Raw genomic sequence first — 11,942 nt, forward strand, 5'->3', positions numbered from 1 at the left:
GTGGCGTCACCGCGCGTGAACCTCGGTAGCAGGAGGTTCACGATGCGTATATGTCCCCTTGCCCTGCGTGGTGCCGCGGCGGCCGTCGCCCTGACGGCCGCCCTGCCCCTCACCGTGGCCCAGGCCCACGACCACAGCTCCGTACGGGCGACCGTCACCCCGTCCAGTGCCGCGCCCGGCGCCACCGTGGAGGTGAGCGTCTCGGGCTGCGACGGCACGACCGGGTCAGCCGGGTCCGGTGCCTTCGACGGGGAGGTCAAGCTGACCGGGCGTGACGGCGACCAGTTCTCGCTCAACGGCAGCGGCCGGATCAAGCACGGCGTCGCCGGTACGTACGACGTCAGCGTGACCTGTGACGGCCACCCCCACCAGGGCGCGGGCACCGTCCACGTCATCCAGCACAACCCGGCCCCGGTCTCCCCGGTGCGCGCCGGTGGCGGCGGCACCGCCGAGCTGGCCGTCGCCGCGCCGCAGGGCGCCGACGAAGCGGGGCCCGGTACCCGGCACGCGGTGATCGGCCTGGTCCTCGCGGGGGTCGCGGCGGTCGCCGTGGCGTTCCGCAGCGTCCGCCGACGCCGCTCCGGGTGACGGGGACGGCGCACCCATGTCCGACGGTGAGCGCGCGTCGGGGACCAGCCGCCTGCTGACCGGCGTCGCCTGGGCGGTCCTCCTGGTCGGCCTGTGGCTCTGGGGCAGTGACATGGCGGACCTGCGCGGCGGCACGTCCGGGCCCGCGACCGGTGACGTCGCCGAGGTCGGCCGCCCGCTCGGCGTCGAACTGCCGCCCGCCCACGAGCCGTTGGCGCCCGCCCGCCCGGAGCGCGTCGACGTGCCCGCGCTGAAGGTGCGGGCCCCGGTGGCGGCCCGCGGCCTGGACGCCGAAGGGGCGATCGACCCGCCGCCCTTCGAACAGCCGGGCACGGTGGGCTGGTACGGCGGCGGCACCCGCCCCGGCGCCCCCGGCGCGGCCCTCCTGGTCGGCCACGTCGACACGGAGACCGAGCCCGCCGTCTTCTACGACCTGAGCGCGCTGCGTCCCGGCGAGAAGGTCGGGGTGAGCCGCGAGGACGGCACGGTCGCGGAGTTCACGGTGGAGGACGTGCGGGTGCTCGCCCGGGACCGGTTCGACGCGAAGAAGGCGTACGGCCCGCACGAGGAGGGCCGGGCCGAGCTGCGCCTGATCACCTGCGGCGGCACGTTCGACAGGGCGACCCGTACGTATACGGCGAACGTGGTCGTCTCCGCGTATCTGACGGGAGTCGGCGGCCGGTAGCCGGTCGACCTGTGCCCGATCGGCGGCCCGCTCCCCCCGGAGCCGCCGACCGGGCTGGTCCTCGACCGCGCGCGCACGAGCTGCGGGAGAAACCCGGCGCCGGCGCGGGAGGTTCGGGGACCATTCCGAAATACGGAACGGTCGACAAGGCCGGGGGCTTGGGCCGTGAGACAGACTTTAGAACGAATGAGCGCGTCGGCCTAGAGGCCGAATGACGCCAAGTCGTGAAGCGCTTTCCCTCTGTGATCATCCCAGGTGGGCGGGGCTCCGGGAAAGGTCCGGACCCATCCTGCGGGAACGCTCCGCTGTCGATCTCGCCCTTGATCTCGCCCTTGATCACTCGCGCCGCGACCGCGTCGATGACCAGGCGTTCTCCGCGCGTGAGGCAACGCGGCACGTCAAACGGCCCGCCCATGCCGACACCCCGGCGTTCGGCGAGTATGCCTTTGGCCTGTTCAGTTCGAATGCGACTGTCCAGTGCGATCCTCGGCCGACCGGAGGGAGTTGGGCACTCCGCGTGAGGGCGACGGCTGCGCAATCCGGCCGCCGCCGCCCGCGCGCGGCGTGCTGTAACAGCTCTTCTACAGGTCTTCACGCCGGGCGGTCGGCCCTCGTGGGCAGCGAATACCTATGCCAGGATTGAGATACGGACAGTGCACCCAAGGGGGAGTGGATGTACCGCAAAAGCACCGGTCGCGGGCATGGTTTCGCGACCAGGGGCGTGAGGACCGCAGTGGCGCTCGCGGGCGCCGCTCTGGTCCTTTCCGCGTGTTCCTCCGGCGGTGACTCGGACGGCGACACGTCGAGCCCGCCGGTGAAACAACAGCCCAAGGGCAAGGACCCCTACTGGGTCAACCCGGACGGAAACGCGGCCAAACAGGTCGCCGCGTACGACAAGGACGGCAAGAAGGACGACGCCGGGCTGATCCGGAAGATCGCCGAGCAGCCGGTCGCCGAGTGGATCGTCCCGGAGAACGCGGAGGACCAGGCGCGCGGCTTCACCGAGGCCGCGGAGAAGGCCGACCGCGACGCGCTCCTGGTCGTCTACAACATCCCGCACCGCGACTGCGGCCAGTACTCGGGCGGCGGCGCGGCCGACGGCAACGCCTACCGCGCCTTCATCGACCAGGTCGCCAAGGGCATCGAGGACCGCCACGCCACGGTGATCCTGGAGCCGGACGCGGTGCTCCACATGGTCGACAACTGCACGCCCGCGCAGTTCCACGAGGAGCGCTACGACCTCCTCAAGGGCGCCATCGGCAAGCTCAAGTCCCTGAAGAACACGAAGGTGTACCTGGACGCGGGCAACGCGGGCTGGCAGAACCCCGACGCGCTCTGGGAGCCCCTGAAGCGGTCCGGCGTCGAGCAGGCCGACGGCTTCTCGGTCAACGTCTCCAACTTCCAGACCACGCAGACCAGTACGGACTTCGGCAAGAAGCTGTCGGCGAAGATCGGCAACAAGCCGTTCGTCATCGACACGGCGCGGAACGGGAACGGGCCGTACACCAAGGGCAAGGATCCCTGGTGCAATCCGCCGGGGCGGGCCCTAGGGGAGGCGCCCACCACCCAGACGTCCGACCCGCTCGTCGACGCGTATCTGTGGATCAAGCGGCCCGGTGAGTCTGATGGGACGTGCAGGGGTGGCCCCAAGGCCGGGCAGTGGTGGCCGGAGTACGCGTTGGGCCTCGCGGGCAAGTAGCCCCGTAAGGGGCGCGGGGCTGTGACATTTGCGGCTCCGCCGCGTGGGCGCGAGCAACCGGAGAAAAGCCGCGGTCGCGTCTGCCGAGTTACCTGGCAGACGCGACCGCGGCTTTTCGTGCGCTGAGCGCGCAGTTCCCCGCGCCCCTATCGGGGCCCGACCTACGGCACCCGTACCCAGCGGGCCTTGCTGGGGGTCCCCTGATCGTCCGTAACGAAGAGCATGTACCAGCCCGACTCCACCATCGACCGATTCTTCGGCACCGTCACGGTGACCGAGTCCTTCGACTTCTTCAGGTCGAGCGCGATCGACGTCTGGTCGATGTCCGTGACGTGCGTCGACGCACTCGGCTTGATGAGGCGGGCCGTCTTGATGGCCGACGCGTGCTTCGTCGGGAACGTGCCGGAACCGCCCCGCGCGATCGTCTTCGGGCCCGCGCCGAGCGCCGGCTGTGAGCCGTGGTAGAGGTACGGCGGCGTGTAGATCTCGATGCGCTGCTCGAAGACGCCCGGCTTGGTGTTGGCCTTGTCGGCGTAGAGAGAGTCGGAGCCGAAGAACATCACGCGGCCGTCGGGCAGCAGGATCGAGCCCGAGTGGTAGTTGCGGCCCACCTCCGGGTCGGCGACCCGTCGCATCTCACCGGTCTTCGCGTCGTAGATGCGCGCCTGGTGGATGTTGGAGTCGCCGCGGCCGCGGTAGTCCTCGGAGCCGCCGGAGATCAGCACCGTGTCGTCGGGCAGCGTGGAGATCTGCGGGTAGCGCGTGCCCTTCTCCAGCTCGGGGCCGTTCGCGAACATCGGCTTCTCGGCGAGGAGGTCGACGATGCGGGTCTTGTTGCTGGAGTCCTCGGACTCGCCGACGCCACCGCCGCCGACCACCATGTACTTCTGGTCCTGGGCGGGCGGCAGCTCGACCGTGCCCGAGGTCTCCAGGAGCTTGGGGTCGCCGAGGCCGGGGATGCCCTGCCACTTGTTGGTCTTCAGGTCCCAGATGCCGGGCTTGCGGCCGATGTCGTCGGGGCCGTAGCCCGCGTTCGAACCGGAGTAGAAGAGCTTCCCGTTGGCCATCTGGAAGATCGCCGGGTAGGTCGGGAACTGGCGGATCCCCTTGGTGTACGTCCACTTCTTGGTCTTCGGGTCGTACACCTCGTTCTTTCCGGGGACGAGCTGGCCGATCTCGTCGAGGCCCGAGGTGGAGAGGATCTTGCCGTCGGTGAGCGTGGTCAGCGTGGGGTACCAGCGCGCCTCGTTCATCGGGTCGACCTTGATGTACCGCTCGGCGACCGGGTCGAACTCGAAGGTGTCCTTGATCCCCTGGAAGTCCTTCTTGTCCAGGGCGAGCTTCTGCGCCATGCCGTACACGTTGCGGGTGTCGGCGCCCTTCAGGCCCTGGATGCGGTAGTTGTCCTGGGTGCCCGTCTCGTACTTGGTGCCGCTCCTGGCCGCTTCCACGTAGACCCGGCCGAGGCCGGGCTCGGTGCGCAGGAACGCGCCCGTCGCCGGGTCGAAGACCTTCTTCGCCTTGTCGACGAGGATGTTGTGCTGCGAGACGAACGTCTTGCCGTTCTTCTTGCCGGTGAACTTCGTGCCCGCGGGGATCGTCTTCGGCTCGTCCGGGTCCTCGTTGTGGACGATCATCAGGCCACCGGCCTTCGTGATGTCGCCCTTCAGCTTCTCGTAGCGCTGGGTGCCGCCCGCGATCAGCAGGTTGCCGTTGCCCAGCTGGGTGTGGCCCGTGCAGAACAGGTCGACGGGCGTCGGGATCTTCTTGATGGTGTTCTTGACCGGGTCCCACAGGCGCGTGTCGAACTGCTTCTTGTCGAAGTTCTTCTGGTTGTTGCCGGAACCGGCGACGAGCAGGACCTTGCCCGTGTGCAGGAGGGCCGCGTGGATGGTGTTCTGGCGGTACTCCTCGGGGAAGTTGAGGACCTCCCAGTGGCCGTTGTCGGCCTTGTACTCCGGCTTGTTGATCTTGTAGTCGTGGTACTTCTCGGATCCCACGCGCCAGAGCCACGGGCCGTTCATCCCGGCCAGCGCTATGACCACCGCCGCGCCTATCGCGATGCGGCGGGCGCGGCGGCGGCTGGAACGGTCTTTCATTTCTTACGTCCCCCAAGGGAAATCTGCATGGTCTGGTCGGGCGCCGCCCAGCTGGGCTTCTGCTGCGGCGGGTGCGGGGCGGCGTGCTGCCCGTGCGGTGCGGGCGGACCCGGCTGGGCCTGCGGCAGGGGCGTCGTCGCCGTGGCGTCGCGCTGCTGCGGGACCAGCGTGTCCGGCCCGGACGGCGGCACCGAAGTCCCGGGGCCCTGCGCGGACTTGGCCTTCTTCTTGTCCTGCCGCATGCCCCAGCGCCAGGCGAAGATCGGCGCGGCCGTGATCAGCAGGGCGAAGGTGGCCCAGGTGATCATCGCGGGGTGGGAGTGCCCGTACATGAAGGAGGCGGCCATCGAGCCACCGAAGACCAGGATGAAGAACAGGTGGATCCGGAAGGTCCCGAACAGCGTGTCCGGGCTCGCCGAGTCGCCCTTGGGGGTCACCACGAACTTGCTCTTGCGGCGCAGCGCGGCGTCCAGGAGCGAGCGGGCGTAGATCGGCGCCGAGAGGGCCGACATCACCATGCCCGCCACACCGCCGGAGCCCTCGGGCTCGTGCGGGGAGACGTTGTGCCTGCGGTTCCAGATGTAGAGGCCGATCTGCAGCGCGGACGCGTTGCCGTACAGCATCAGCCAGATGGTCGGGTCGATGTTCACGCCGGACGCGCCGAGGCCCAGGAACAGCGCGCAACTGAGCGCGGCCAGGATCCAGTTCATGGCGGACATCGGGTAGAAGATGACCATCATCGTGTAGTTGAAGAGACGGCCGGGGGGCAGCGAGAAGGGCGCCTTCCAGAACTGCTTGAGGATCGTCTCGTACGTACCCCGTGACCAGCGCAGCTGCTGGGTGAAGAAGTCCGTCCAGGCGTTCGGGCCCTCGCCGACCGCGAGCACGTCGGGCGTGTAGACCGACTTCCACTTCTTCCCGGTCCCCGGGTTCGTGGCGCGGTGGATCTCGAAGCCCGTCGCCATGTCCTCGGTGATCGAGTCGTACAGGCCGCCGATCTGCTTCAGGGCCTTGATGCGCACCGCGTTGGACGTGCCGACGAACATCGGGGCGCCGTACGCGTTGCCCGCGCGCTGGATCAGCGCGTGGAAGAGGAACTGCTGGGACTCGGCGGCCTTGGTGACGAAGTTGTCGTAGTTGCCGTAGACCTGCGGGCCGATGACGAAGCCCACGTTCTCGTCGCGGAAGAAGCCGAGCATCCGCTCCAGGTAGTTCGGCATCGGGACGTGGTCGGTGTCCACGGACGCGAAGTAGTCGTAGTCGTCGCCGTGCGCGTCGAGCCAGGCGTTGTAGTTGCCGTGCTTGGTCTTGGCGCGGTGCGGGCCCTTGGTCATGTTCCACTTCGCCACGCCCTTGCGGGAGAAGTGGTGCACGCCGAGCCGTCGGCAGACCTCCTTGACCTCAGGGTCGTCACCCTCGTCCAGGAGCCAGACGTGCATCAGACCGCGGTGGCGGATCTTGACCGCGGCCTCCAGCGTCTTCGTCACCATCTCGATCGGCTCCTTGCCGGGCACGAACGAGGTGAGGAAGGCGACTCTGGTGCCGGTTTCGGGCACCACCGGGATCGGGTCGCGGGCCACGAGCGTCGCGTGCGCGTTGGAGAGCACGTTCATGCAGCGGAAGAACTCGATCAGACCGATCGAGACGAGCATGACGACGTCGAGCACCGGCAGCCAGTCGTTGGCCACGTAGTCGCGCTCGGTCCAGTGCTCGGGCTGGAGCAGCCAGCCGAGCAGGACCAGGGAGAGCAGCGGGGCCGCGCCCAGCATCAGCGCGGCCCGTACCTTGTGCGGCTCCTGCGAGAGGAGCGAGCGGTACTTGACCTTGTACGGCTTGCTCGGATCGGGCTGGGTCAGCGGCCCGGCGAGACGGCTGTAGTGCTCGTAGTCGTAGCGCGGCAGGGTCTTCTTGATTCTGCGGAATCCGCCCGTCCTGTGCGACGGCACCCGTAGTTGGGTCGTCTCTGACGGGTCGTTCTGTCGGGCGCCCGTCGGCGTCGACGTCATGAGTCATCCCCCCGCACGCGGTCCCCCGCGTGTTCGTTGGTCCTTCCGTCCGGTCGGGTCCCCCTAGACCGTCATGGACGCATCAGTGTCAGGCCGTCGTCTCCCTAGACATGGAACGACTACCTTCCGGTTGCATGATGCCCCCCTCGGCATCGCTTCATGAACGGGGCCCCCGTCCCTGTCCCGCCGCGGTCGTCTCGGGCCCCCAACTACCCCGTATCGCCCGCCTCATGAGAGCCAATGGCTCCATCACAAGGTTCTCTGCCTCCAGCCATGATCGCAAGAGCGAAACATGGTGTTTACCGGTCATACGAGCGATTTGGGGCGTCTGTTGGGGCGGGTGAGCTCAGGCGGGCGCGGATGTTGCCGAAGTGCTCGCGTATGGCCTGCTCAGCCCGGAGGGCGTCGCCCGAGCGCACTGCCTCCAGGATCTCGCGGTGCTGACGGCAGGTGACCTTGGGATCCTGCGGTACGTCCACGAGATCTGTGCGGACCTTGTGAAAGGCGTCCCAGAACGCCTCCAGGACCTCGCCGAGCAGAACGTTCCCGAGGCCGCGGTAGAGCGCGGCGTGAAACGCGCGGTCGGTCTCGGCGCGCACGGCGCCCCGCGGGGAGGCGGCCTCCGCGTCCATCCGGTCCACCAAGGCGTCCAGTTCGGCCAGGTCGGCGTCCGGGATCCGGCCCGCGAGGCGCGCGATCAGGCCGGTCTCCACGGCCTCGCGCAGCTCCAGGAGCTGGAGCAGGCTGTCCTCGCCCCGGTAGTGGCCCGCGACCGTACGGAAGGCGAGCCCCTCGATCATCGGTGCCACCGACATCGGTCCGACGTACGTCCCGAAACCGTGCCGGATCTCCACGATCCCCATCGCCTGGAGCGCCTTGAGGGCCTCCCGCACGGAGTTCCGGCTGACGCCCAGGCGCTCCATCAGCTCGGGCTCGGTGGGCAGCGTGGCCCCGGAGGGCAGCCGCTGGTCGATGATCAGCCTCTTGATCCGCTCCTGGATGTCACGCGCCATGGCGCAACGGTAGCGGCAGGGGCGCTGCTTCCGGCCCGGCGCGGGAGCTGCTTCCGGCCCGGCGCGGGAACGCGAAAGGCCCTCCGCGTGAACGGAGGGCCTTTCGCTGTCTGTGCGCCGCCAGGGACTCGAACCCCGGACCCGCTGATTAAGAGTCAGCTGCTCTAACCAACTGAGCTAGCGGCGCCTGCTGACCTGGAGAACTCTACCGGATGCGCGGGGGTGCTCCCGACCACCCCGGGCGGGCCCGGAGCGCGGCCGGGGACCCCTGGCGTGGGCGAATGCATCATTCGGACCGTCAACATGCGGTATCCCCGGACAGTTGAGAAACTGACGGACGTGCAGATGCGCGGACATTCTTTCCTGGGGTGTGAGGGGAATCGCATGGAGGACGCTCCGGTATTCGAGGAATTCGACCCCGAGAGCGACTGTGACTGCCCCGGTTGTATTCACTGGCGGCGTACGGCGGCGCACGCTCTCCCGCTACGGCTCGGCGGCCATCCGGCGGCGCACGGCGCACGCAGGGCCCTGGTGCTCGCGGCCGCCTCGTGCACGGTGCTCGGCGGCGGCCAGACGCTCCCGGCCGTGGCGTCCACCGAGGTGGGAGGCCCCCCGGCGACTCCGGGGAGGCTCCCGGCCGACGACGGTCCCGGCATGCCGCAGGGGGCCACGAGCCCGCTGCACGGCAGGCAGGGGGCCACGGCGACACCAGCGTCCGCGGGCGCGGCGCCGACGGTGGCCTATCGGTCGACGACCCGCTCGGCGATCATCAACCGGGCCAAGAAGTGGGTCGCGGCGCGGGTGCCGTACAGCATGGACGCGTACTGGTCCGACGGCTACCGGCAGGACTGCTCGGGCTTTGTCTCCATGGCGTGGAACCTGAGCGGAAACGAATGGACGGGCAGCCTCGACACGTACGGGACGCGTATTTCCAAGGACCAGCTGCAGCCCGGCGACATTCTGCTCTTCCACAATCCGGCGAACCCCACGAAGGGTTCGCACGTGACGATTTTCGGCGGCTGGACGGATTACACGCACACGCATTACCTCGCCTACGAACAGGCCCGCCCGCACGCCCGCAAGCAGGCCACTCCGTACGGCTACTGGTCGTACGGAGACCGCTATGTGGCCTACCGCTACAAGGGCGTGAAGGGCGGCACCCCGGGCGGCTCGGGCGCATCGGCGACGCGCTACCCGGGCGCCGGGTCCTTCGGTCCCGGCGCGCACAACAAGTACGTCACCCGGCTCGGCGAGGCCCTGGTCGCCCGGGGCGGCAAGCGCTACTACCGCTCGGGTCCTGGACCGCGCTGGAGCGACGCGGACCGGCGGGCGACCCAGGCGTTCCAGCGGGCCCAGGGCTGGCGCGGCAAGGACGCGGACGGCCTGCCGGGCCGCACCACCTGGTCGTACCTGATGTCGGGCAAGGGCAGGGACATCGGCGCGAGCCCCGGCGGCGGCACGGGCACCGGCGCGAAGGGTGCCCCCGCCTACCCCGGCAAGGGGGTCTTCCGCCCCGGCCGGACGGACGCGGCGATCGAGCGGCTCGGCAGGCAGCTGGTGAAGAAGGGCTTCGGCACGTACTACACCCGGGGCCCGGGCCCGAGCTGGGGCGAGAGCGACCGGCGCAACGTGGAGGCGTTCCAGCGGGCCCAGGGCTGGCGGGGGGCCGCGGCCGATGGCTTCCCGGGGCCCGAGACCTGGCGGCGGTTGTTCCGGTGAGGCGCGGCGGCGGAGGTGACGCGAGGAATCCGGGCGCGGGAGTGATTCCGGCGGCGGATCCGGGCGCGGGAGTGATTCCGGCAGCGGTGAGTTCCGGGCACGGACGTGACTCCGGCAGCGGACCCCGGCGCGGGAGTGATTCCGGCGGCGACGAGTTCCGGGCGCGGACGTGACTACGGCAGCGGTGAGGTCCGGGCACGGCGGGCGTGATTCCGGCAGCGGTCAGATCCAGGCACGAACAAGGCGGAGGCACGGATGAGTGGGAGGCACGGATGAGTGCGACGGCAGCTTCACAGCCGCAGTCCCCGGGGCCCGCGGGGGCGCCGGAGCCGGGCACCGCCCGGCCGCCGCGGGTGATCCAGAGCGAGGCCACCACCGAGATCCCCGTCCACCTCCTCTTCCGCGACGACCCCGATGAGCCGGGCGCCGCGGCGGCGGTGCCGCTGCCGCCCGCCGTGGTGCGGCGCAGACAGGGCACGGGGGAGCAGCCGCGCGCCGCGCGCCGCCCGGTCGTCGTCGAGCCGCCCGCGCGGGCCGTGCCGGACGTCGACCCGGACCTCGTCGAGCGGCGCGCGCGGGTCCTGCCGGGCATCGCCGGGGTGCTCGGCGGCTGCGCGGGCGCCGCGGGGTGCGTGCTCTCGCTGTGGTGGGCGGGGACGCTGCCCGACCCCGCGGTCCAGCTGGCGGGGCTGCCCGGGTACGCGGGTGCCGGGCTCGGCGTCGAACAGTGGGCCTCGCTCGCCGGATCGGGGACGCTCGCCCTGTTCGGGTTCGGCGGGCTCGCCAGGGGCCGGGTCGGCGGCGCCTGGGTCCTCAGCCTCTTCGGCCGCTACCGGGGGACCGTCCGGCGCACCGGCCTGCTGTGGGTGAACCCGCTGCTGCTGCGGCGCCGCGTGGACGTACGGCTGCGGCACTGGCGGAGTGAGCCGATGCCTGCCGTGGACCGCTCCGGGGTGGCGCTGCGGGTCGTCGTGCTCGTCGTGTGGCGGGTCAAGGACACCGCGCGGGCGACCCTGGCGGTCGCCGACCACCAGGAGTATCTGCGCGAGTGCGTGGAGGCGACCACCGCACGGGTGCTCTCGCGGCTGCCCGCCGACGCCTTCCACGACGACGCGCCCACGCTGCGCGACGCCGAGGCGGTCGGCGAGGCGCTGACGAAGGCGCTCGCCGTGGACGCGGAGGCGGTCGGCGTGGAGATCTTCTCGGCGCAGCCGACCCGTATCGAGTACGCCCCGGAGGTGGCCGGAGCGATGCAGCGCCGCAGGGTCGCGGCCCTCGACGCACGGCACCGCGACACGGTGCTGACCTCGGTGGTCGACTCGGTCGAGGACACGGTGACGCGGCTGACCACGCGGGGCCTGGTCGAGCTGGACGACTACGAGCGCAAGGCCTTGGTGAAGGACCTGACGGTGGCGTTCTATACGGGCCATGGAGAACACAGATGACCGCGAGAGCCGGGATGACCTGGCGAACCTGGCGGCCGACGCCTGGCAGCTGACGGCAGGGGTGCCGCGAGCCGTACTCGGGATCGCGGGACCGCCGGGCGCCGGGAAGTCGACGCTGGCGCGGGCCCTTGTCGCGCGGCTCGGCGAGGGGGCCGCGTATCTGCCGCTCGACGGATTCCACCTGTCCAACGCGCAGTTGGCCCGCCTCGGCCTGACGGACCGCAAGGGCTCGGAGCCGAGTTTCGACGTGGCGGGGTACGTCGCGCTGCTGCGCCGCGTCCTGGACGACCCGGCGCACGACATCTACGTACCGGATTACGACCGCACCCTCCACGAGCCGGTCGCGGCCCGCCATCTCGTCGCGCCCACCGCGCGCCTGGTGGTCACCGAGGGGAACTATCTGGCCTGCGACCTGCCGGGCTGGCGCGCGGCGCACGCGTTGCTCGGCCAGTGCTGGTACCTGGAGGTTCCCGGCGGCGTACGCCAAGAGCGCTTGGTCGCGCGGCAGTTGGCGGGGGGCCGGGCGCCCGACGAGGCCGCGGCCTGGGTCGCGGGGAACGACGGGCCCAACGGTGAACTCGTGGAGACCTCGCGTGGGCGATGCGGACGGATCCTCTCCAAGATTGGTATGGACATGTTCAACTAACGGCAATAATCTGAGCTTGGTCTAGACCGCAGTGCGCGCACG

At 70.3% G+C, this 11,942-nt stretch carries 9 protein-coding genes and 1 tRNA gene; 6 read left to right on the forward strand and 4 right to left on the reverse strand.

The genetic code is table 11. The annotated features are described in order from the left end of the window. The first annotated feature begins 42 nt into the window (after positions 1-42). The 3 genes from CP970_RS27425 (at position 43) to CP970_RS27435 (ending at position 2,972) form a co-directional block, all read left to right on the forward strand. The gene (locus CP970_RS27425) at positions 43-588 is read left to right on the forward strand and encodes a hypothetical protein (RefSeq protein WP_055546561.1); all 546 of its coding nucleotides are present in this window, start codon (positions 43-45) and stop codon (positions 586-588) included. A gap of 16 nt (positions 589-604) precedes the next feature. Continuing rightward, the gene (locus CP970_RS27430; protein WP_055546563.1) at positions 605-1,273 is read left to right on the forward strand and encodes a class F sortase; all 669 of its coding nucleotides are present in this window, start codon (positions 605-607) and stop codon (positions 1,271-1,273) included. A 673-nt stretch (positions 1,274-1,946) separates the two neighbouring features. Then, entirely contained in the window at positions 1,947-2,972 is a 1,026-nt protein-coding gene (locus CP970_RS27435) for a glycoside hydrolase family 6 protein (protein ID WP_055546565.1), read from the forward strand. A 161-nt stretch (positions 2,973-3,133) separates the two neighbouring features. On the opposite strand, the gene CP970_RS27440 is transcribed toward CP970_RS27435, so the two are convergent. The 4 genes from CP970_RS27440 to CP970_RS27455 form a co-directional block, all read right to left on the reverse strand. After that, positions 3,134-5,071 (reverse strand): radical copper oxidase GlxA, encoded by a 1,938-nt coding sequence (locus tag CP970_RS27440; RefSeq protein WP_055546567.1) that lies wholly within the window; start codon positions 5,069-5,071, stop codon positions 3,134-3,136. Next, positions 5,068-7,077, reverse strand: a complete 2,010-nt coding sequence (locus CP970_RS27445; RefSeq protein WP_055546569.1) for a glycosyltransferase family 2 protein — start codon at positions 7,075-7,077, stop codon at positions 5,068-5,070. The genes CP970_RS27440 and CP970_RS27445 overlap by 4 nt, the downstream gene beginning before the upstream one ends. 299 nt (positions 7,078-7,376) lie before the next feature. Beyond that, on the reverse strand, positions 7,377-8,090 hold the full coding sequence (locus CP970_RS27450) for a FadR/GntR family transcriptional regulator (protein WP_055546571.1): 714 nt from the start codon (positions 8,088-8,090) through the stop codon (positions 7,377-7,379). Positions 8,091-8,203: 113 nt separating this feature from the next. Beyond that, a tRNA-Lys gene (locus CP970_RS27455) sits at positions 8,204-8,277 on the reverse strand. A gap of 197 nt (positions 8,278-8,474) precedes the next feature. Between CP970_RS27455 and CP970_RS27460 the strand changes: the two genes are divergently transcribed. The 3 genes from CP970_RS27460 (at position 8,475) to CP970_RS27470 (ending at position 11,900) form a co-directional block, all read left to right on the forward strand. Then, positions 8,475-9,809: a peptidoglycan-binding protein gene (locus tag CP970_RS27460; protein ID WP_055546573.1), complete on the forward strand. Its 1,335-nt coding sequence runs from the start codon at positions 8,475-8,477 to the stop codon at positions 9,807-9,809. A 272-nt stretch (positions 9,810-10,081) separates the two neighbouring features. Beyond that, complete coding sequence (locus CP970_RS27465; protein WP_055546575.1) at positions 10,082-11,254, forward strand: SPFH domain-containing protein; 1,173 nt, start codon at positions 10,082-10,084, stop codon at positions 11,252-11,254. Continuing rightward, complete coding sequence (locus tag CP970_RS27470; protein WP_055546577.1) at positions 11,238-11,900, forward strand: nucleoside/nucleotide kinase family protein; 663 nt, start codon at positions 11,238-11,240, stop codon at positions 11,898-11,900. Before CP970_RS27465 ends, CP970_RS27470 begins: the two co-directional genes overlap by 17 nt. Positions 11,901-11,942 lie beyond the last annotated feature (42 nt).

Origin of the sequence: Streptomyces kanamyceticus (assembly GCF_008704495.1) — a bacterium.
In the GTDB taxonomy this organism is placed as follows: Bacteria; Actinomycetota; Actinomycetes; order Streptomycetales; family Streptomycetaceae; genus Streptomyces; species Streptomyces kanamyceticus.

What these genes read in the sequence shown, in the direction of transcription:
- CP970_RS27460 (WP_055546573.1), top strand. Translation starts at nt 8,475, where the DNA reads ATGGAGGACGCTCCGGTATTCGAGGAATTCGACCCCGAGAGCGACTGT.
- CP970_RS27440 (WP_055546567.1), bottom strand. Translation starts at nt 5,071, where the DNA reads ATGAAAGACCGTTCCAGCCGCCGCCGCGCCCGCCGCATCGCGATAGGC.
- CP970_RS27425 (WP_055546561.1), top strand. Translation starts at nt 43, where the DNA reads ATGCGTATATGTCCCCTTGCCCTGCGTGGTGCCGCGGCGGCCGTCGCC.
- CP970_RS27450 (WP_055546571.1), bottom strand. Translation starts at nt 8,090, where the DNA reads ATGGCGCGTGACATCCAGGAGCGGATCAAGAGGCTGATCATCGACCAG.
- CP970_RS27430 (WP_055546563.1), top strand. Translation starts at nt 605, where the DNA reads ATGTCCGACGGTGAGCGCGCGTCGGGGACCAGCCGCCTGCTGACCGGC.
- CP970_RS27445 (WP_055546569.1), bottom strand. Translation starts at nt 7,077, where the DNA reads ATGACGTCGACGCCGACGGGCGCCCGACAGAACGACCCGTCAGAGACG.
- CP970_RS27470 (WP_055546577.1), top strand. Translation starts at nt 11,238, where the DNA reads ATGGAGAACACAGATGACCGCGAGAGCCGGGATGACCTGGCGAACCTG.
- CP970_RS27435 (WP_055546565.1), top strand. Translation starts at nt 1,947, where the DNA reads ATGTACCGCAAAAGCACCGGTCGCGGGCATGGTTTCGCGACCAGGGGC.
- CP970_RS27465 (WP_055546575.1), top strand. Translation starts at nt 10,082, where the DNA reads ATGAGTGCGACGGCAGCTTCACAGCCGCAGTCCCCGGGGCCCGCGGGG.